Here is a 20,058-nt window from a genome sequence, read left to right as displayed (position 1 = left end):
AGCAACCGCCGTGCCACCCACAAAATCTCGACTGCGCCTTGTTGGACGAGAAGAACACGCCCACGTTCAGCGTTTCGTGCGGAGTTGCTCCGGCAGCTCCTGTCGGATTTACGACATTAAGGCGGCAATCGGACATACACATACGGAATACGAAGCGCGCGGATCCATGGCTGAGAAACCAACACACCGTGAATGCTCGTCTATGCCGACAATGCTCAAATCACCACGATCTTCCACACATTGTCAGCGTTACAAGGGTCGGACGATCTACATCGAGAGTGAACCCGCGGAATACGTCTATCATGTCATGAAAGGAGCGGTACGGGCCTACAAACTGCTGTCCGATGGGCGACGCCAGATTGGCGCGTTTCATTTACCAGGTGACATTTTCGGATTCGAGAACAGTGGGGCACACCGATTTTGCTACGGAAGCCGTTACGCATAGCACTGTTCGGCTGATCAAGAGGCACGCTCTTGATTGCAATCGCCCACACTGACGCAGTTGTCTGACGCACTTTCCTCAGCATGACCATGGCTAAATTGCAGCACGCGGAGAACCAAATGCTGCTGCTTGGACGTAAGACTGCTCTGGAGCGCGCTGCCGCTTTCTTGCATGAGATGGATGCGCGGCTCATGACTGCTGATGTTATGTCACTACCAATGTCCCGCCGAGACATCGCGGATCACCTTGGCTTGACCATCGAGACCGTCTCACGCGCAGTGTCGCAATTGCATAATGATGGCGTTTTTGCTTTCGTCGGCAATACTCAACGCGAGCTCATGATTCTAGACCGGCAGCGGCTCGCTAGTTTCGACCTGCAAAGTTGAGCGCCGGCCGAGCGCTTGCAAGCCGTAACTCGGGACGAGCATAAGGGGACGCGGCAACGGGCTTGTCAGGCAGCCGTTCGGCGAGCGCGCCGATATCAGAATGAACGAGCTCGTGGTTGCGTTCGACTCCCTTCAATTGATGGATGATCCGTATCCTAGATCCCTTCAGAACGTGTTCGCAATCCTTGGCTCCCACACCCAAAGCCGTTGCCAATCGCTCGATGACAGCGTTCTCCAATCCCTCCTTTTGCGCTCGCGTGCGAATGTCCGCCACCGGGTCAGGGATCTGCCCGGCCATGGAGATCAGCGTAGCGATGAGCACGTCAGCATCAACACGCAGCTCGCGTGAAAATTTTTGCCACTGACGCAAGCCAATTTGATCGAGCTTGTATTCACCCCCGACTTTCATGGCGAGTTTGATCTTGCGCTGATCGACGTTGTCGTAAGGAAGAATGCTGGCGATGTCGTAAAGGGGGGCGAGACGCACGAGAGGACCGCTGGCCAGAAGCAATGAATAGTTCTTGGCGTGAGCATCAGAGCCTCCAATGAGCCAGTTGAAGACCAAAGCGCTGACGAACGTCTCAAGGTCAGCCTCGCGGTCTGTCGAGTAGGTACGCAAGAGCTCGACCACATCGGTAGGCGTTGGTCCGCCCTCGTTTTGGTATTTCTTGGTCGGCGGGATGCCCATGGCCTGACAGATATCTTCCTGATGAACGCGGATAATGTCGTTCCCGCTGACCTGCCGATCGCAGCGTTCAAACCACGATCGCTATTTCCTGTTCGAAGCGCATCACCTTGGTTTCAGCGGGTGGCAGCCCGAGTTCGCGTGCGAGCTGCAGGCAGATATGCTCATTCTCGGCGTGACCATCGAAATGGCCCGTCGGTGGTTTCAAAATGTAGGTGGTTGGTATGCGCCCGGATGGAATGCCCCATTTGTTGTCTCTGAGGACAACCGCGGTTTTCGGCTAGGCGCCTAAAGACTGAATTGACCCGTGTCGCAGGGCAGACGCCAGGCAGCGTGATCCTCGCGCAAGACTCGAGGCCGATTTGCTATTTCCGGCTTATCCAGCCATTCGATCTCGTCATCTTTGCCTGTTTTCAGAGCCTCCAATCGATCAGGCGTGACGAACTGGATGGCCCCGGCGCAATCCTCACCGATGTTAGAGATGAGGGCAAACACGTTGCGCGCCGATGCCTGAAATTTCTTGGCCCAGCGCTCGAGCACCTGCTCGTTGTCAGGAAGCAGCCCCCACAAGAAGGACTGAACAGTGGCTGGACCGTGCTCCTCGGCGGCGAAAGCGACAGGGGATAGGCCCCTTCCGCGTTGCGCCATGCATTGTCATAAACGAAGGTCAGCCGGCCGCGCGCGTCGCTGCGGACGCGATCGACTTCGGTGCCACCCAAGAGTGCAATGAGCTCGGCCATTATGTCTTGCCTTTCTTGGCCTTGTTGACGATGGCGTTGATATCAACTGCGGAGGTAGACCCGCGGCTGGTGGGCCCTCCACTGTTGGCGTCCACCGGGATGCCGAGAACGTCGAGAGCACGGAGTACAAGAGCCAGCTCTGCGCGGGGATGACCATGCTCGACGTTAATCACCCATTGACGGCTGACGCCGACCGGTTGCGGTCTACGTCGGTTGGAAAGGACTTGAAGTCATCGGGCTCGGCCTCGAGCCATTCGCACACAAGCCGGACTCGCAACCCATGGTGGGGGTACGAGCGTCGCGCAGCATCTACGGACTTCGTGGTATGCAAGGCGTGAGCAGGGTCGTTGAGCTCGCACGGTCGGTACGGTCGCCGCGATTGAGACCGGACCTCGCGCTTCAAACCCATGCATCCTCAATCAAAATGCTTGCAACTGCAGCGAATTATCTATCTGAACCCGTGCGAAAAATCCGCTCCGCTGTAAGTAGGATGACGCCCAGTCAACAACTTCGTCCAGAGTCCGTTGGAGACCCAAGCTATTTGGAGCAAAAATGACGAGGTCCAGATTGATGATTGCCGCCGCGGCTCAGGCCGCGGCGGAATTTTTGGCCTGAAACCCATGTAGGAAGTTCGCCGTCCGTTGGGCATTGGACGAGGTCGAGAAGATCGCGCGTCCGTTCTTCAGCACCTTTATTCAAGAGGCGATATAGGAGGCGTGATCCTCCCTCACCTCCGGTGTTAGGCCGAGATCGGCGGACAGGAAGGCCGCGCCAAGCTCCGCGACCAACTCTTCCATGGCATAGCCCTCAACGCCGAAGCGCCAGCGGCCGAACTCGCGGTTCAGGCGGCTCTCGTGGCGGCATGTAGTGTCCAACGCCACTCATTGCGCGGGCTGCGGCAGAAATGGAAGTACGTGGCCCTCACCTTTTCAGGTGGTGTACCGACCTTCGCCAGAGTACCTGCGAAACTTGTCGAGATAGCTAGCGGGATTGGTCGGGGCAAGATGTAAAACAGTGCGGGCGCGGCTCGGTGCTAACCGACCCGGGGGCTGAAACCAGGCCAACTAGTCCCTACCACATCCGCACTGCCGTTGAGACTAGCGGAAGAGTGACTCGGCGCTGATCGGTCTGGAGCGATAACGCTGTCCCTGTCACATCCCGTTAATCCCAAGGGCTCTGTATCTGTGATAGCTTACCGCAAGCTGACAGGCCTTTGCGCAGTCGGTCAATAATGTGTGGGCTATCAACACTCGCTCAATCCGCCACGAAAACTCCTGCAACCACTCAGACATGCCCTCTGTGCTGTCAGTCGTCACGACTTCAAGATCACCCGGACGGCTCAGGCGCTGATCAGTGAGACATTGTCGGTTGCGGACCATACCATCGTAGATACTTCGCCCCGTTAGATGGCAGGTCTCCTGTGGCGTCAAATTGCGAATTCGGTGCTGTGCGCCCCGCCCATCCCTCTGCCGTGCATATTGTACTGCCATGTTCGTCGCACTGCGCGTATCGGTCGATTGTCGGGGTGCATTTGTGGCATTCCAGTAAGCCTTCAACCGGGGAATGCTGCGGATTATAGCGCGACAATCTGGCTGGGAAGCGCATTTCCTCGCCCTAATTGTTACCGGATGCTGAGCCGTTGCCTCACGTAAATTGCTCCCTTGGATCGGGAACGAGCGGGGGCGAAGATGGGGTGGCTAAGCATGGCAACGCGGAAGCGAGGCGGCCAGCATCGTCTTCACGCGATGCCCGCCCTACCGAAAGAATGACCAGGCGTTCGTCGAGCAGAAGAACGGCGCCGTCGTGCGCAGGATGGTCGGCTATCGTCGGTTCGAGGGCCTGGCAGCGGCCAAGCTGCTGGCTGAACTCTATCGATCGGCGCGGCTGTTCGTGAACTTCTTCCAACCCTCGTTCAAATTGATAGCCAAGCAGCGCGATGGGGCGCGCGTGCGCAAGACATACAGCGCGCCGGCAACACCACACCAGCGCTTAGCCGCCGACGCCCGAACGCCCGACGCGGTTCGCGCCCATCTCCAAGAAATCTATGCCGCTCTCGACCCGGTCGCGTTGTTGCGCGATATCCGCGGCGCGCAGGAATGCCTCGCGGCGCTTGCGGATAAGGCCATGCCTGAAATAGAAAGCCTCGAGACGCCACTCCTCGACGGTCCCTCACCCGGCGCGACGGCCCAGTAGCAGTTGCGGTCCAAAACACTTCGGGCTTGTCAGGTGCGCAACCCGAATCAGGACAAAAGTATTGTTAGCGGGCCCCCTCTGCAGCCGGCTTAATGGCCGCGCCGGGACACGGCGTTACGCGGGTCCGAGCCGGCAGGCTGTAACCCGCCCCAGCAGAAAGGGAGGCGGTCATGGGACATGGCTGCCGGACAAAGTCTGTTCACGTCAGCGCCTATTTGCGCTGGCGTTTTGGCAAAGCTAGAGCATGTTTGCTCCCATTTCTGGTCCCTTCCGGGACAACTTGACTTCGGTTTTCAGCAATTCAGGCCCGGCTCAAATTGGCCATTGACGATACCGGGGACACGTCGCCGGTGGGAGTGCTGCGTAGCGAGACCTGGCCGATCGATCGGGTCTCGTTCGTTGCACCATACATCCATTTCCTTTCCGGCCCCTTCCCGGCGCCGCGCTTTAGCCTCATCAGGGCCTTGTCGGTCCTGAGCTATCGAGCGGCGAGACTGTGTAAATGGCGCATCAAGCGGATTCCTGAGCAATGACATATCCTCTCCATCTTCTTGGCTGGAAAGCATTTCAGGACCTCTGCATTGCGCTTGCCGAGGAATGCCTCCGCCGTCCTGTCCAGAGTTTCCTACCTGGCAACGATGCCGAGCGCGACGGCGCGTTTATCGGCCGATGGGACGGAGACGATCCGGCTGCAGGCGTGTCAACTATCCAATGCAAATTCACGTCGAAGCCGTCGAATCTGACGATGAGCGTGCTCAGTGATGAGCTGGAGAGGCAACAAAGCTCGCTAAGCGGCGGTTGGCAGCCGACTACATCATCCTCACCAATCATGCCGTATCTGGCGCAAGCGAAATCAGGATCAAGGAAGCCTTCGAACAGCAAGGTGCGGGACGCTGTCGGTGTTCGGCTACGATTGGATTGTAAGACAAGTCAGATCTTCGCCGCGACTTAGCGGCTGACCGTCTGCAGGGACGAATTTGCTCACCGAGGAATTGAAGCCCTCGGGACACAGCGCGGCGATGAGATTCTGCGCGAGGATCAATCCAGCGCAAGGCACTCGGCAAGACTCGCTTCATCGGTTGCACGCCCCCCTTTCCCTCGCCTCACGGACTCAGCGCGGTATTTCCTTCTCATCAGAAATCACACCCGGAATGTGAGCGTTGCGTCTTGCTCCCCATCGCCAGACTTTACTAACCACTCCAAGATGCACTAACCACTCCAAGATGCCGATTTCGGCACTCGCCGCTAGGGCCCGGTTGTCTGAACGCTGTTGAGGGCCTCTATGGGGAACATCATCCGCCGATCAATTTCAGCTTGTGATGTTAAGCGCGAGCGCAAGTTCGCTCTTCGCGGCCTGCTGGTCGCGTTTGCGGGCACCTTAGTACCGCCCCCCGCTCAGGTCGCCGGGACTCGATGTGATTGCGGCGTTGTTGGCTGGGGCAGACTTGAGGCGATTGGCGTTGGGCCACGCTTTTGTGCAAACGAGTAACCTGCGGCAGATTGCTGGCCGAGCCCGGTATGCGCTCGACGCCGATTCCTAAATTCCGCAGCGGGATCTCTCCTGGGCAACCGTGACCGCGGCGAGCCCCAACATCACGTCGCCGGTGAATCCGAAATGGAGACGATAGAGCCACCAGATTGCGCAGCACCGGTCGAGATCGTACATGGCGAGCGCGCGCCTTGTTGCTGCGACCATCCGCGACATCGGCTTCATTCCGCGTGTCATCTGGAAACCTCGACGTCTCGGGGCCAGCGCTCTCCATTTGATGACTTTTAGGGCGATGATGGCTCGCTGTCCGGCCCGTGCACCTGCAATGCATCGGGAGCTGAGATTGATGTTCGACATGCCGTTCTTTTCCGCGTTTCGAAGCTGTTTGCGCACACCTATATGCATGCGGTCTTTGCCGTAATCCTACGGCGAAGGTACTGCTTGCAAAACGCCCAGATCTGGTAGTGCCAATTGATAGGATTCCCATCCGATCAATACGCTCACGCGATCGCACTGCTATGCAAAGCCATTTGCGACCCTCGTGGCGGCTACACGACCTTTGCCGGCTCCTTGAGAATACCTCGTGCGTCCGCCAAGACTATCTAGGCTCGCATCGGCAGAGCCAACGCCGTTTCCGAGTAACCCCTCCAGGTCACCGGTTTCGCTTCCCAATTTGCGCGGACCCAGCCGACATCGAGCGCTGGCCCGCGGCCGAGCCCCGTCTGACCGCGCATGCAATTCTCGGTCGCCTCGCTAAGCAACGCCCCGAACAGTTCGGCCCGCACCACACCATCGTGCAGAGCTACTCAGAGGCAAAGCAGCCGAGACGATCATCCCACACGGCTAAAGCTGCGGCGCTGGCCGCGTGTCATGGGCATTCCGCGACGTCTCCAGTTCCTTCCGATCCTGCGCGCTATGGTGCAATCTCGGACTGGCCGGTCGCCGGAGCTACATCGATCAAGCGAAAGTAACATCCTCAGATGAGGCAATACGGGGGCAATATGGCATGCCGGATGACAGGCCGGCGCCACGCAGACGAAATGGCCAGGATGATCGTGCTTCTCGTGGGCTGCCAGTGGGTCCGAGGATGCGTACCCACTGGCGGCGCGAACAATCCACTGTTAGGTGGCGATTGTCTCTCCAGGTAAGGCCACCCGAAGTGATCGCAGGCCTCCAGCCCGGCGCGATCGGTTCACAGCCGGGTTGGCTCCCGTGTAAGCCTAACGAACCCTCCTTCGACTAATTCGGCTTTGTAGGCCCGTCCGTTAAGTAGGATTGTGGTGGAGTTATCTGCGGTCGGCATGAAACCTTCTTCGCGCAGCTTGTCCATTAGGGCAAATGTAGCCCATTGCTGTGCTAGCGGCGTTCCGAAGCGCCGGTTCTCCGGGAAGAACGCTCCGAAGTCCGGTACCCCCGCCTGGCCGGCCCCAACCACTTGGTCCTCCGCAGGGTTATGAACAAGACGAACGCGATTGGACGGATCCAAACCGGCCGTGTAGCGGTGACCTAGGATTTCATAAGTCATCGTCGGCTGGTCCGAGTCCGGCAAGAGACCGCGGTGGAACAGCTTCTCAACCATCGCGTCAGGGGCGCTTTGCGAACCGTGGGAAAATCTTTGGGGAACGGCAAATGAGACATCTATCGCTTCCTCAGGTGCGGCAGGTGATGATGGTCCAGCTTCATTCATGATCTGACTGAACAAATCATGATCTTCCTGCGTCCAGACGTGCGCCGTTGGAGATTCTGGTGAACGGGCATTGTCAATCGGGTTCGGATCCATAAAGCTCTCCTTTCTGTTATGAGAACAAAGGCCTCTTGAAGATCTCCCGCAGGGAATGAGCTGAAGTTCGTCACGAATTCAGACATGGGCGGCTTCGTCATCGAGAGGCCAAGTTCGAGTGTTAAAGAGGCTGGCTTTCGAGAAGCTGACAAGGGTCGAAAAAGAAGACAAACCCGCGGCCGCATCTGCTACGTCTGATCCGATCATCTCCGAGCCAAGTTTCATTCCGCCTGACCTCGCGCGCGGGCCTGCGTCGTGGATTGCGTTCACCTGGCGGTAAAGCTGGTTTGGAGGTCCAGGCGGACCGCGGTCAGACCCAGTCTTGCACCGAACATGTGCATTTCGATCTCTGCCCGCGATCAGTCGTTCAGGCTTACGCTTCGAGCTTACGCTCGGGGCCGCTAACCATAATGGCCGCCATAGCCGCGCCCCTGCACGCGGCGCGCGGCCGGGGATCAGGATGCTTACTCGCTGTCGTAAAATTTGCTCTGCAATGTCTTGAGTTGCGTCGGATGTAACGCCTCTTCAATGCAGCCGAAAAACATCTGGCTTCTTGCATTGACACGCTGCCTATCGGTTGGGCCATGCTCCATGTCGGTTTGCAACGCGCGTACGGCGATCAGTCCTTCGACGGATCCTTGAGCAACTCAAACAGCGTTCGGTTCTGATAGGGATGAAGCCGAAAGTGAGCCAAAGCGACCTTGGCTGAGATCTTCGCATCGCGCAGTGCGTCGGGAAGCGTGAGGAGATCCGCCGTTTGTACCGGCGGGTCGTCGAATTTTCGACGGGCGGTGGTGAACCGGTCGCCAGCCACGCGTCTATGCCGTTTACCACCATTTGGCCGATTTCCGCGAATTGCAGGATGTAATCACCGACAAGCGGCACGGTCTCGCCAAGGCGAGCATCAGCGGCGTGCTCAGCGAAAGCTGCATCCGCGACGCGAAGATTATGCCCGATGACGTGGCGCATCTGGATATTCGGCGTCAAAACCGCAAGCGCTTCCGGTGAAAGCGCCACATGCCCTACGGAGGCCGCCCGTGCCACGTTGACACGCAGGTTCCATGACACACTTCCAACGCTGTCATTCCGCGCCGCCGCCCCGCCGCTGCCGCGCATGCTCCGCACTGGCACTGCTCTTGCTGATGAAACGGTAAACCGACCATTAGCATTGAAAGGTGTGCCGCAATGAGATCCATGGTGTTTCAAAAAAGTGCGGCCGGCATTGCTCTCAGGTACGCACCTCCGTTCTTACTGGGCCGTCTGCTGACACGGCGAAAAACCCTACGGCTGCGCCGAAAGCTGCCGTCCTGGACGGGCCTTGCGCTACTGGTGCTTGTCGTGGACATCCTGATGGCGGTGTTCGCTTGGGTCGCCGTCGGCTTCGTCCTGAACTGAGATGTCTCCCTTATGCAGGCAGAACGCTGCCAGCAGGTAGCCGATCTGGCCGACGAAGAGGCATCCGATGATGACGGACACGCCAGCGAAGAAGCCAAAGCCGGAGGCCTGAAATACGATCGCGGCGAGGACCGCGATTGCCGGAGACACTAGCACGATGGCCCAGACCCGAAAGAACAGGCCCGTCCCCAGTCCGATGATTGCGCTCCCTAGCAGGGCCAGGATAATCGTCACATTTCACTTCCAGTTTGAGTGCGAGCCGCACTGCAATCCATCATCTGGATCGCTCTAACAAGAATGGCGTTGTCCGCCGCGCCGACAATGCGGAGTTAGTGTTAACCTCGACGATGTCCTTAAAATTGATCCCAACGCGGGCCAGACCTCTGAGGGCCTGGTCTCGAAACACCGTGATCGGCCTTACCGCGGCGGACGGCAATCGGCGTTCAGTGTCCGTGCTGCTGGGCTTGCTATCCGCCAAGCACTTAGCTTGGTCAAGGCGAGAAACGCAGCGAGCGCGTTCGCTTTAAGTGAACGCAAAGGCGAGCAGGCTCGAGCAGAGCACCACCAGACCGACCGCGGTCAGTGCCAGGAAGCTGTCGGAGCCAAGGTCACGATTGCGCATGAAACACCCACGATTGCTACGTAGGAGCGAGGGCAGCAGTCCCGCCTTGGCTCGACGAGAGAACAACCGGCCACCGCCTCAAGCGCCTTCTGCCGCCAGGGCTCGTACTAGCTCTCGGGAAGGGGACACCGGCTGGAGGGATGCGGAGATCGTCGTGCCCACACATCACCTCTATTGGCCTGGGCGACATTAGACCTGGCCTTGCGTTCGCATCGCCCGTTTCTTGTGGTGAGCCCGCAGCATTGCTTCGTTCTATCGGATATGGCGCAGGAAAGCGGCGAGATGTCGGGCGTCCACGATCGGCACAAGCTGCGTCATCCTACCGATCTCATCGATAGAGAAAGTCGTCGGCGCAGGCGGCCGTAGCTTACGATGCGTTCGCGTGTCTCATCTTCTGTCGATCTCATACCGCCCCACCGTTTAATTCAGGTTAGCGCACAAGCTGTCATCATGGCAGGTTAGCCGAATTCGGCGATCGATTACAGGCATAGGTCAGTACGCAATGTACAGAACTGTGCCCCGCGTTTGCGGTAAGGACACGGGAGGTCAGCCCAGCGCCCGGCCCTGCCTTAGCCACCGCTAAATAACGAGTTCGGCCACCCCATGCCGCGCCGGACGTGGCGAACTTCAAGAATTTATCTTTTCTCAAATGTTTGCCGCGACCTTCCAGCACTGGCCGCAACGTTAGAGCCAGTCCTGCGGGGGTGCCAGATGAGGACATATCTGAGCTCGTATGTCTCGAAGCTATTCGCGGGGGACCTGGCGGCTTTCGGCGGCCCTGCGACAGATGAAGCGGTCGCAGGGCACATTCGCGCGGAGCAGATCTCCCTCGTGCTCGGTTACTCCCTGGGCATAATGCTGGCCAACGCCTGCAATGCGACGGTGCTTGCAATTGCCCTCTGGCACTCGCCCAACAGAAACTATGCCCTGATCTGGGCAGCTGCCGTGGTTTGCGGCGCGTTATCGATAGGCTTGAAGGCGCGTTTATCACGACGGATTACGAAGCCGCAGTTCGTCTCCCGACAGGCCATGCATCGGCTGGTGCGAAATTCGCTCGTTCTTGGAACCGCCTGGGCGGTCGTTCCGGTAGCTTTCTTCGCCGACGCCTCGAATGGCGGCCAACTCGTGATCACATGTCTTTGCTCCGGGATGCTCGCGGGCGGAGCATTCGCCTTCGCTACGATTCCGGTGGCGGCGGTTGCATTCACGGCCCCGATTTTTGTGGGTACGGCAATCTGCCTCGGCAGAAATGGCGATTTCGTCTATCTGCTCGTCGCTATCCTTGTTGTGGCGTATGGCTTCGTACTTCTGCGCGGCGTTTTCGCCCATTCTTTCGAATTCACGAAACGCACCATTGCTCAATTGGAAACCGAACGGAGGGTCCGGCGGGATCCCCTGACCCACTTGCCGAACCGTTTCGCCTTCAACGAAAGCCTCGAAGCTGCCCTCAACCGGTTGGCTCGCTCGGGCGAGGAATTCGCGGTTTTTCTCCTTGATCTCGATCGCTTTAAGGAAGTGAACGACAAATTCGGCCACCCCGCAGGAGATGAGTTCCTCGTTCAGGCCGCGGCGAGACTGCAACGATGCGCGCGTGAGACCGATACCGTCGCGCGGATCGGCGGGGACGAATTTGCGCTGATCGTGACCAATCTGGCCAAAGTAGAAGACGCGTTGGAAATCGCCGAGCGCTTCGTTGGCGCTTTCGGCGAACCATTCCTGATCGAAAGACGCGAGATCGCGGGCGCGACGAGCGTCGGAATCGTGTTGGCCCCGCGCGACGGCAATACGCCTAATGAGCTCCTAAAAAATGTCGACCTTGCGCTCTATCGCGCCAAAAAAGCGGGGCCCGGAACGGTTCGCTTCTTTGAGGCCAGCGACGACAAATCAGCGCGCGATCGCAGGGCGCTGCAACGGGATCTGGAGGAGGCGATCGGGAAAGACGAGCTTTTTCTCGTCTACCAACCGTTCTTTGATATTCGCGAGAACCGAGTAACCGGATTTGAGGCCCTGCTGCGCTGGCAACATCCTGTCCGTGGAGTCATTTCGCCGGCTGAGTTCATTCCAATTGCCGAAGAAACCGGCTTGATCCACCCGATCGGTGAGTGGGTGGTCCGACGCGCCTGCTCGACGCTGTCGAACTGGCCCTCTGATCTCAGGGTCGCCGTGAATTTCTCTGCAGCTCAATTCCATAACACCAGCATCCTGCAAACAATCGTGCAGGCCCTGGCGGAGGCCAGAGTTGCCCCTAGCCGCCTTGAAATCGAAATAACGGAGTCGATGCTGATTTCAAAGTACGGGCCGGCATCATCGATCCTGAATTCACTCCTGCAACTGGGGGTGACGGTGGCGCTCGACGATTTCGGAACAGGATTTTCGTCGCTGACCTATTTGCTAAAATTGCCTTACACCCGCATCAAAATCGATCAGTCCTTTATACGCGACATGCTGACACGGCCGGATAGCGCGGCGATCGTAAAATCAATAATCACGCTGGCGCAGGATCTGCACATTGGCGTGGTCGCGGAAGGCGTCGAGACCACCGAGCAGCTCGGGTGTTTGCGCCAAACCAGCTGTGATGAAGTCCAAGGATATCTCATCGGTCGGCCGGTATCAGCCGACCGCATCTTCGCCCTGCTCGAAAATAAGCAATGGTCGACGCCTGCCGCTTGAAACGCCTTGTGCAAACCGACCGACGCTCATGCCGCGTGAGGCGCTGGCATCGCTAGCGGAATCAATGACAAGATAGGTATGTGACCGACTTGCGATATCACCCTACGGCATCCAAGTCCGCGCCGTGGCGTTTGCTCTATGGAAAGGGGCGCGCTACTGATCGGATTGGATATTCACCAGTATCTCGCCGGCGACGATTTCGGGGTCTCCAAGATGGAGATCATGCAGACTCGCTTGAACGAACTCCATGACCTTTTTGTTCGCTTCATTGGCGCTTTCGCGATCCTCGAATATCATCACTGCGACACCGACGCCTTTACCTCCGTCCAGGACATAGTACGACTTGAATCCATGCGATTCCCTTAGGATTTGACCGACGCCGCTTTTCGCGCGGCGGGCGGCATCCGCAACCGAACGAACATTGGTGTACTTGCGAATGACCACGTACATTGAAGCACCACGCGTCTCATTTCCATCCTACGTATCAAAGCATATTAGGTCGGCGCCGGACTAGGTCCTAGTTCCAAGGCCGGGCATGTTGCGACTTGGCTATATCAAAACCGAGCATGAAGGATCCCGCATCCAAACCAGATAGACGTCGCTGCGGCTGGAGCGACACGCGATCGTTATTCGGAGGCAACGGACGTAGATGGTGCTTTTTGAGTATCACGTGATACCAAATCTGGGACTAGACACGACACAGCGCCAAATGGATGACCGAGGAGGACTATAAGTATCTTCTGCGAGGCGATATCCTGGGTCTTCATTAGGACGGACCGTCGAATCTTCGTTCACCTTGCGCGAAAGACTTTTTGTTTCGCGGAAGACCTTTTGCCCGATAGATAGAAATGCCTGCCTACCGCTCAACGAACAGTAATTCATCGCGAAACGAGACCGCATCGCAGAATTTTAGCCTGCCTTGCAAGACCGACCCGTTACCATCGACGGTTGGCGGCGGATGATCCGCGCCGACGTTCAACTACGGACGCCGCGAAGGTCTCATTTTATTCAAGAACCTTATGCTAACTGGTACCTGATCGTCGCGGCCGGATGTACGCCGTGGCATCACGAGCCGCGGCTTTCGTGCCGGGGTTTTTCGCGTGGAGAGGCTCCAAAATCAGCCGCGTCATCATTGCTTGGGTGAGGCATCTGAACAGTGGGCTCGTCTCGGACGCTATTCATGGAGAAACCGCTCGTTAGAGTGAATTTCTTGAATGCTGAGACAGTCTTCTACGATCAAAAACTTTCATTTGGTCACATCTGAACGACGGCATCCTCTCCGACAGGATCGCGATCGAGCCAAAATCGAGGTCCCTCAAACCAGACTTTTTCTGCATCGCCAGAACTGGGATCACCGACGTGCAGCGCACGAATCGGAGCTTTGCCGGGCGGCAGGCCTTCGAGCCGCCACGTCTTCTCCAGCAGGAAACACGGATGTGCTTGACTGTGCATGTCAGGAGACTTGTCCCCGGACCCCGGCTTGCTGCAACAGCGGTAGCACAGCTTCGCCGAAAAATTCGAGATCTTCGCGAAAATCATAGAACGAAATCTGCATCCCGTCGCAACCCGCCTTGTTCAGGGCGATGAGCCAGTCCGCAACCTGCTCTGGGCTGCCAATCAGGTGCACGTTTCCGCCGAGTATGCGCTCGTGCGGCACATGATTGTTCCAAGCCTTGCTGTCGCCACTCTTGAAGTGGTTGGCGTACCCGGCGGCGGCTTCCGTGTCCGCCAGGCGGATGATGTCGTCGTAATAGGCCCTCGCCTCTGCTTCCGTCTCCCGGCAAACGATCATCGGATTGATAATGGTGCGAATGTTGCGGCCCAAACTTAGCGCCTCAGCCTTGAGTTTGGCCGTATGAGCTGGCAGCGCCTCGACTGCACGCTCGACGTTGGCGCCGGCAGGACTGGTGATGAAAGCGAGATCCGAGTGCCGCGCTGCGTAGGAAAATCCCGCTGGTGATCCGGTTGCGCTCACAAGAATGGGCCACCCGTAGCGAGGCTTGGGACGCACGAACGCGTCCTCAAGACGCCAGAATTGACCTTCATATGTGAAGTTATGCTCCGATTGCCAAAGCCGCTTCGCAATGGACATGAACTCATCCGCCATCTCGTAGCGAAGGTCATGCTCCTGGCGGCGCATGCCGAACATGAGCGGCTCTGCTGGAGAGAACCCGGTCACGACATTTATGCCGAAGCGTCCCTTCGAGATGTGATCGGCGGTGGCCGCGAAACGCACTAGATGCATCGGGTGCCACGGGCCGCAGAGGATGTGGATAGTCGAGAGCAACAGCAATCGTTTGGTGAGGGCCGCGAGCGCCGTGACGGTCATGAACGGGTCGATCGAATCTTCTCGAAACCGGATCTTGCCGCCATAGCCGCCTGCACGAACCCATTCCGACAAGCCGAAGACCAGATCGAAGCCCAGTTCCTCGGCTCGAAGCGCGAGCGCTGCGTTGTAGTCGAACTCCCACGATGTCGAGCGAGGTGCCGCGGATGCGGACCAGCCTCCACTTTGTGTCGGCAGGAAAAGGCCGAGGATCATCGGCTGGCGCAGCACGCGCGCGAGCGGACTATCGTCGAAGTCCGCCGGGGAAGGCGTCCCGTGGAGACGAGGATCTAGATTCATTTCAGTTCCGATTCAGGACAGCGGTGACGTTGCGGCCATTCAATTTCACACCGTCAGCCCACGATCCTGATCTTGGCAGGATCCGAGAAATCGCCGGTTGCGATCTGCTTTTGCGCAATCGTGATGGGCCCGCGGTCATAGTAAGGCGCAGCCTCAAGGCGGGCCGTCAGCAGCCTCTGCTCATGCAGGAAGTCGAGAACCCTTTGACTTTCCAATATTTCTGCATCGGAGACGGCAAAATCGAGCGATTTGACGTCCTTGACCGGCGCGCGCAGGTAACGATCGGCATCGGTTGCCGCCCGCAACAGGCTGGCGTCCAGCCGGGACGTCTGCGCAAACCATTCGTCAGCCTGGGTAAGATTGTTCGACGTCCACCATACTGCCAAAGTCCATGCCTTGAGAAAACGGATCGCCGCCTCTTCTCCATTGCGAGCGAGCCAGGGTCCGCTCAATGCTTGAATGCCGGAGGCACCTTTTGGATCGCGCCACAGCTCCCTGCCGATCTTCTGCTGCAACAATCTTTCGTAGGTCGGATCCCACGTCGTGACGGCATCGACAAGCCCGCTCTTCAAGGACTCGGCCTGCTCGGCAATATCTTGGTTGATGATCGTGATATCCTTGAACGGCTCCTTGATCCCGGCCGCGACCACCGCCTGAATGCTTCGGGGAAACACGGTGGTTCCGAAGGGCCCTGACAGTTTCACTCCTTTCAAGTCGACCAGCGTTGTGCCCTTGAAGTCGTTGCGGACGACGATACCGAAGCGCTGATCATGCGTCCGGTGCAGCACCTTGGAGCCCGGGATGCGGGAGATTGCGCGCAAGGTGGGCGCGTCCGCGGCATAGATGTTGTCGATCCTGCCAGCGACGGCCGCTTCACCCAGCGGTCCGCCAAAGGTGAAGGTCTTGAACTCGGCCTCTATTCCGTTGAGTTCGAGAATGTTCGTATGGCGCAACGCCTCGAAGATTTGACCACCGCCGGCCCACAGGCTCTGATAGCCAAGCGTGATCCTGCTCAACGGTTTGCTCTGGGCGCTGACGATTGCCGGTCTCGGGAAGCCTGTGGCAAGGCCGCCAATGGCGGTGCCCGCGCCGATCAGGAACGTTCTGCGTCTCATGAGATCACCTCATCCAATGGTTTAAAGAAATTCAATCGGGCAGCCGCCGGTGCAACGAAAGTCGACGCTCGATAAGCAACATCAAGCTGTTCATGGCAAATCCAATCAAGCCGATCACGAGCATGCCTGCGAGAACCTTCTCGGTCTCGATCGTGGTCCGCGCGAGCTGGATCATGTAGCCAAGGCCTGAAGTCGCCGAGACCAATTCGGCAGCGATGACGCAAGTCCAGCCGGTGCCGAGCCCTATGCGCATTCCGGTGAGGATATGCGGTAGCGTCGCTGGCAGCAGGACCTGGCGGATGAACAATCCGCGCGGCGCACCGAAGCAACGAGCGACGCGGACGTAGACATCCGAAAGTGAGCGCGCACCATCGTAGGTACTGGTGAAGATTGGAAAGAACGCGCCGAGCGCGATCAGGAACCAGGCGGGTCGATCGCCGAGGCCGAACCACAGAATCGCGATCGGAATCCATGCAATGACGGAGATCGGACGAATGACCTCGATCAGCGGAAGCACGTAGCGGGCCAGCACCGATAAACGCCCTAGCAGAAGGCCGAGACCAACCCCTACGACAGTTGCGATCGAAAAGCCGACTAGGACCCTGAGGATGCTGGCAGAGACGTCGCACCACAACATGCCGGCGCGCGCGAGATCTAGCACCGCGGCCCCGATCGCGGAGGGCGGCGGGAACAGGTTTGCGTTGATCATCGCGGACCGAACACCGATCTCCCACAGGACGGGCAGCACCAGCAGCGGCACGAAATACTTCACTTGCGCCAAGGGGAACGTGGCCGGCTTGGTTTTGACGAGATCAGTGAGGGCGCTGCCTGGCTCCTGCGAGCGAGCGCCGGCCTGCAACAGCGACATCAATGACGCTCCGCTGTCGGAGTGACCCGACCCAGCAAATCCAGCACCTCGTGCTTGAGATCAAGGAATACGGAATCCCGGACGCGAATCTCAGGCGCTCGTGGGCGTGGGATCGCTATGTCAACGACGGAGTGGATGCGCCCGGGCCGAGATCCCATCACGACCACCCGATCGCTCAGGAACACGGCTTCCTCGACATTGTGCGTGATCAGAACGAAGGTCTTGTGGGCGCGAGACCAAATGGCGAGCAGTTCCTCCTGAAGCCGGTCGCGTGTCAGCGAATCCAGAGCCGCAAATGGCTCGTCCATCAAGACGACGTCAGGGGCCGGAGCCAGGGCTCTTGCGATGCTGACCCGCTGCCGCATACCCCCTGACAATTGAGACGGATACGCCTTCTCGAATCCATCCAGGCCGACGAGCGAAATGAAGTGACGGACACGAGTGTCTCGCTCGGTTGCGGATAATTTCTCCGCACCCAATCCAAAGGCGATGTTGTCCGCAACGCTTAGCCAGGGAAATAGTGCATAGTCCTGAAACATCATCGTGCGATCGGGGCCGGGGCCGGCGACTTCGGCCCCCTCTTTGAGCACGCGTCCGGACGTCGGCTTGACGAAGCCGGCGACGAGGTTCAGGAGGGTCGTCTTTCCGCAACCGGACGGACCAATGATCGACAAGAATTCGCCGGCTTGTATCTCGAGGTCTACCTCTTGAAGCGCCAGAAACAGCTTCCCGTCGCTCTTCTCGAAATGCTTAGAGACAGATTGTAGGGCGAACATCCGATCGGCTTCTTTGATTTCGAACCAGGATAGCCATTATCCATCCAGACCCGCGAGAGGTGTTTTCAATTTTCGCCCATAACGTATGACGTCCATGCTGAACCGTGACGGCGAGGAAGCATGAACGCACTTGTTCTCGACAGCGAAGGTGAGATTGATCGATGCCGGAGTGTGCCAGCGCACCTTCTCTGGACAAGGGTTGGTATCCTCCGGACCTTAGTCAGCAGTGCAGCCAATGTGTTTCCAGGAGAACCTGTCAAACCAACCGCGTTGTTTGGTGATTGCACTCGGACCGGCTCGCGCGCGAGCCTGCCATCTTTACTTTTATTGATTTTCCTGATGTTCATGCAACAAGCTGCATCGTCAGCAACGGAGTGATCATGCCCTCTCAAATTGAGTCTCAGGACGGCTCGAACGAAATGAAGACTGTTTCGAGACGTATTCGCAACGGAAGTGAACGCGCTTGGACGGCCATTGAACGGCATAAATTGCGAGGGTTAATTGATCAAGGGCAGCCAGTGAGCAGGGTCGCGCGAATTCTCAGACGACCGTTGACCTCCGTCACAGAGATGGCCAGCAGCCTCGGGTTGCTCTTGGAGCGCGAATAGGCGCGCTCCAACGCGTTGAGGCCAACTGCTTGCCGCAACGATGGCGTTAGCGGCGATAGCGAGCATGGCTCGTAGAAGATGCAGATTTTCGGAAGTGGCACTTGCTCTGGAAACAACGGGGGTACCGATAACAATTAAGACTCGAGTGGTAGCACGGAGACAACTGTCGTCGATGGCTCACAGAAGCGCCCCGTCAAGACCGGTCCATCGGTGAGACTCTCCTGGAAGAAGGTCTCGCGCGATGATGCAGCGGATCGCGGCCGCAGCACCTCGGGAAATTCGGCTGAACTCATGATGTCGCCGTCGTCGACATAAAGCACATTTGGATCGACATTTACGGCCGGATATCGGCTTGAGAGCAACTCAGCTTGCGCCCAATGCGCGGTGGCACGGCGGCCATCGAGCAATCCGGCGGCAGCAAGGATGAACACGCCGGAGCAAATCGAGGCGATCCGCACACCTCGTTGATGTGCACGGCGCAGCGTGTCGAGCAATGTCACGGACGGAATGTGCTCGATATGCGACCACCCCGGCACGATGATCGTGTTCGCCAGCGCCAGCGTCCTCAGACCGTCGTCGGCAACAATTCTGATGCCGTTATTGGTAGCAAGCGGCCGTCCCGGATGCTCGCTGCAAACGACAAGGCGATACCAGTCAGTGCCCATATCTGTCAGGCCGAAAACTTCCACCGCCAGTCCGAGCTCGAAAGCGTTGACGCCGTCATAGGCGAGCACGGCGACAAACTGCTCCCGCCTTGGCGGTCGTGGTTTCTGACGTGTGGCGCGCGTGCGCAGGTTTGGCATAATCTTAACGTTAGGTGGCATCCGTGCCACTGGTCAACCCGGCCTCGCCTGGCGCAACTTTGACCAAGATGGAGGACATGGTGATCATCCGAGTAGCGACTTGTGAATTTCCCGATCGTCGCGACGGCGCGACAGCGATGTAGAGCCGGCTCGAACGTGAGCTCGCCAAGGCCCCGGTTGATCTGCTCGTTCTTCCCGAGTTGGCAGGCGTCGACAGTTTTTGGGGAAGCCCGGTCTTCAGCGAGGTCGTTTGGCGTCAGGCCGTCGCCACGCATGCCAAGATCTCAGATGAGCTGAAGCGCCTGACGGCAAAGCGTATCCTCGGGACGCGGGCTGTCGAGGTGGACACACGGCGCTGGAACGAGACCTTTCTCTGGAAGCCGGAGAGCGGTCTGGTCGGGGGCAGGCCCAAGGCGTGGCTGCCGCAGCAGGAGAGGGGCTGGGAAGCAACCTGGTTCGATCGCGGCCCACAGAATGTACTTCCCGTGCGGGACGACAACCTCTGCTTCGCCGAACTGGTTTGCACGGAGCTCATGGTGAGCACCGCGGCGCGCCGTCTCGGGCAGGCGGGGGTTCAGTTGATTGCCGCGCCGCGGGCCACCGGCGGCCATCCGCGCTGGGAAGTGGCGACGCGGATGGCGGCGATTGCAGCCGGCGCGTTCGTGGTGACGGCGAACCGGCGCGGCGGCAGCTTTGCCGGCGGAAGCTGGATCGTGGCGCCTGATGGAGACATCCTTGCGCACACGAGCGAGGACAATCCCATCATCAGCCTTGAAGTCGATCTGGCCGCGGCCGATGCGGCCAAACAGACCTATCCGCGCAATGTCAGGGATTGACCAGATTGAGGAGACCTCGCCGAT

The 20,058-nt window shown here is 58.5% G+C and carries 17 protein-coding genes and 3 pseudogenes; 6 read left to right on the top strand and 14 right to left on the bottom strand.

Annotated elements, in window-relative coordinates:
• Positions 1-202: 202 nt before the first annotated feature.
• Positions 203-828, top strand: a pseudogene (locus tag XI08_RS20050) (helix-turn-helix domain-containing protein).
• Here the strand turns inward: XI08_RS20050 and XI08_RS20045 are convergent.
• Entirely contained in the window at positions 806-1,528 is a 723-nt protein-coding gene (locus tag XI08_RS20045; RefSeq protein ID WP_271575053.1) for a HipA domain-containing protein, read from the bottom strand. The pseudogene XI08_RS20050 and the gene XI08_RS20045 sit on opposite strands and share 23 nt — an antisense overlap.
• Positions 1,529-1,550: 22 nt before the next feature.
• Here XI08_RS20045 and XI08_RS46390 point away from each other — a divergent pair, with 22 nt between their 5' ends.
• Entirely contained in the window at positions 1,551-1,805 is a 255-nt protein-coding gene (locus XI08_RS46390) for a hypothetical protein (protein ID WP_442869823.1), read from the top strand.
• On the opposite strand, the gene XI08_RS20035 is transcribed toward XI08_RS46390, so the two are convergent.
• Both XI08_RS20035 and XI08_RS46385 read right to left on the bottom strand, forming a co-directional pair.
• The gene (locus tag XI08_RS20035; protein WP_271575023.1) at positions 1,802-2,161 is read right to left on the bottom strand and encodes a HipA N-terminal domain-containing protein; all 360 of its coding nucleotides are present in this window, start codon (positions 2,159-2,161) and stop codon (positions 1,802-1,804) included. The two genes, XI08_RS46390 and XI08_RS20035, sit on opposite strands and share 4 nt — an antisense overlap.
• A 787-nt stretch (positions 2,162-2,948) precedes the next feature.
• Positions 2,949-3,128 (bottom strand): zincin-like metallopeptidase domain-containing protein, encoded by a 180-nt coding sequence (locus XI08_RS46385; RefSeq protein ID WP_442869824.1) that lies wholly within the window; start codon positions 3,126-3,128, stop codon positions 2,949-2,951.
• Positions 3,129-3,972: 844 nt separating this feature from the next.
• On the opposite strand from XI08_RS46385, the pseudogene XI08_RS20025 reads away from it, so the two are divergent.
• A pseudogene (locus tag XI08_RS20025) lies at positions 3,973-4,371 on the top strand (ISNCY family transposase); the annotation flags it as partial.
• A gap of 1,612 nt (positions 4,372-5,983) precedes the next feature.
• Here XI08_RS20025 and XI08_RS20020 read toward each other — a convergent pair.
• The 3 genes from XI08_RS20020 to XI08_RS20010 form a co-directional block, all read right to left on the bottom strand.
• Complete coding sequence (locus XI08_RS20020; protein ID WP_271575024.1) at positions 5,984-6,292, bottom strand: hypothetical protein; 309 nt, start codon at positions 6,290-6,292, stop codon at positions 5,984-5,986.
• Positions 6,293-7,127: 835 nt separating this feature from the next.
• On the bottom strand, positions 7,128-7,715 hold the full coding sequence (locus XI08_RS20015; RefSeq protein WP_271575025.1) for a hypothetical protein: 588 nt from the start codon (positions 7,713-7,715) through the stop codon (positions 7,128-7,130).
• A gap of 619 nt (positions 7,716-8,334) precedes the next feature.
• On the bottom strand, positions 8,335-8,529 hold the full coding sequence (locus tag XI08_RS20010) for a hypothetical protein (protein WP_271575026.1): 195 nt from the start codon (positions 8,527-8,529) through the stop codon (positions 8,335-8,337).
• A gap of 23 nt (positions 8,530-8,552) precedes the next feature.
• On the opposite strand from XI08_RS20010, the gene XI08_RS20005 reads away from it, so the two are divergent.
• The gene (locus XI08_RS20005) at positions 8,553-8,723 is read left to right on the top strand and encodes a hypothetical protein (RefSeq protein ID WP_179880042.1); all 171 of its coding nucleotides are present in this window, start codon (positions 8,553-8,555) and stop codon (positions 8,721-8,723) included.
• A 315-nt stretch (positions 8,724-9,038) separates the two neighbouring features.
• Here the strand turns inward: XI08_RS20005 and XI08_RS20000 are convergent, their stop codons facing one another.
• Positions 9,039-9,344 (bottom strand): hypothetical protein, encoded by a 306-nt coding sequence (locus XI08_RS20000; protein WP_271575027.1) that lies wholly within the window; start codon positions 9,342-9,344, stop codon positions 9,039-9,041.
• A gap of 1,099 nt (positions 9,345-10,443) precedes the next feature.
• Between XI08_RS20000 and XI08_RS19995 the strand changes: the two genes are divergently transcribed.
• Positions 10,444-12,402 (top strand): putative bifunctional diguanylate cyclase/phosphodiesterase, encoded by a 1,959-nt coding sequence (locus XI08_RS19995; RefSeq protein ID WP_271575028.1) that lies wholly within the window; start codon positions 10,444-10,446, stop codon positions 12,400-12,402.
• 153 nt (positions 12,403-12,555) lie between these two features.
• On the opposite strand, the gene XI08_RS19990 is transcribed toward XI08_RS19995, so the two are convergent.
• From XI08_RS19990 to XI08_RS19960, 7 genes are all read right to left on the bottom strand, one after another.
• Positions 12,556-12,852 (bottom strand): hypothetical protein, encoded by a 297-nt coding sequence (locus XI08_RS19990; protein WP_271575029.1) that lies wholly within the window; start codon positions 12,850-12,852, stop codon positions 12,556-12,558.
• Between the two features lie 804 nt (positions 12,853-13,656).
• Entirely contained in the window at positions 13,657-13,854 is a 198-nt protein-coding gene (locus XI08_RS19985) for a hypothetical protein (RefSeq protein ID WP_271575030.1), read from the bottom strand.
• A gap of 1 nt (position 13,855) precedes the next feature.
• Positions 13,856-15,028, bottom strand: a complete 1,173-nt coding sequence (locus XI08_RS19980; RefSeq protein WP_271575031.1) for an LLM class flavin-dependent oxidoreductase — start codon at positions 15,026-15,028, stop codon at positions 13,856-13,858.
• Positions 15,029-15,081: 53 nt separating this feature from the next.
• The gene (locus tag XI08_RS19975) at positions 15,082-16,044 is read right to left on the bottom strand and encodes an ABC transporter substrate-binding protein (protein ID WP_271575032.1); all 963 of its coding nucleotides are present in this window, start codon (positions 16,042-16,044) and stop codon (positions 15,082-15,084) included.
• Between the two features lie 130 nt (positions 16,045-16,174).
• On the bottom strand, positions 16,175-17,011 hold the full coding sequence (locus tag XI08_RS19970) for an ABC transporter permease (RefSeq protein ID WP_271575033.1): 837 nt from the start codon (positions 17,009-17,011) through the stop codon (positions 16,175-16,177).
• A complete protein-coding gene (locus tag XI08_RS19965) occupies positions 17,011-17,787 on the bottom strand; it encodes an ABC transporter ATP-binding protein (protein WP_271575034.1) in 777 nt (258 codons plus the stop codon). Before XI08_RS19965 ends, XI08_RS19970 begins: the two co-directional genes overlap by 1 nt.
• Before the next feature lie 742 nt (positions 17,788-18,529).
• Entirely contained in the window at positions 18,530-19,129 is a 600-nt protein-coding gene (locus XI08_RS19960) for a DJ-1/PfpI family protein (RefSeq protein ID WP_271575035.1), read from the bottom strand.
• Between the two features lie 239 nt (positions 19,130-19,368).
• On the opposite strand from XI08_RS19960, the pseudogene XI08_RS19955 reads away from it, so the two are divergent.
• A pseudogene (locus XI08_RS19955) lies at positions 19,369-20,034 on the top strand (carbon-nitrogen hydrolase family protein); the annotation flags it as partial.
• Between the last annotated feature and the right edge of the window lie 24 nt (positions 20,035-20,058).

It is taken from the genome of Bradyrhizobium sp. CCBAU 11361, assembly GCF_028128935.1.
Taxonomy (GTDB): Bacteria; Pseudomonadota; Alphaproteobacteria; order Rhizobiales; family Xanthobacteraceae; genus Bradyrhizobium; species Bradyrhizobium niftali.
This window is presented reverse-complemented; position numbering and strand designations above follow the sequence as displayed.

Coding starts and splice junctions, on each gene's coding strand:
- XI08_RS19980 (WP_271575031.1), bottom strand. CDS start 15,028: ATGAATCTAGATCCTCGTCTCCACGGGACGCCTTCCCCGGCGGACTTC.
- XI08_RS19990 (WP_271575029.1), bottom strand. CDS start 12,852: ATGTACGTGGTCATTCGCAAGTACACCAATGTTCGTTCGGTTGCGGAT.
- XI08_RS20020 (WP_271575024.1), bottom strand. CDS start 6,292: ATGTCGAACATCAATCTCAGCTCCCGATGCATTGCAGGTGCACGGGCC.
- XI08_RS19995 (WP_271575028.1), top strand. CDS start 10,444: ATGAGGACATATCTGAGCTCGTATGTCTCGAAGCTATTCGCGGGGGAC.
- XI08_RS20035 (WP_271575023.1), bottom strand. CDS start 2,161: ATGGCGCAACGCGGAAGGGGCCTATCCCCTGTCGCTTTCGCCGCCGAG.
- XI08_RS19965 (WP_271575034.1), bottom strand. CDS start 17,787: ATGTTCGCCCTACAATCTGTCTCTAAGCATTTCGAGAAGAGCGACGGG.
- XI08_RS20015 (WP_271575025.1), bottom strand. CDS start 7,715: ATGGATCCGAACCCGATTGACAATGCCCGTTCACCAGAATCTCCAACG.
- XI08_RS19985 (WP_271575030.1), bottom strand. CDS start 13,854: ATGCACAGTCAAGCACATCCGTGTTTCCTGCTGGAGAAGACGTGGCGG.
- XI08_RS19970 (WP_271575033.1), bottom strand. CDS start 17,011: ATGTCGCTGTTGCAGGCCGGCGCTCGCTCGCAGGAGCCAGGCAGCGCC.
- XI08_RS46390 (WP_442869823.1), top strand. CDS start 1,551: ATGTCGTTCCCGCTGACCTGCCGATCGCAGCGTTCAAACCACGATCGC.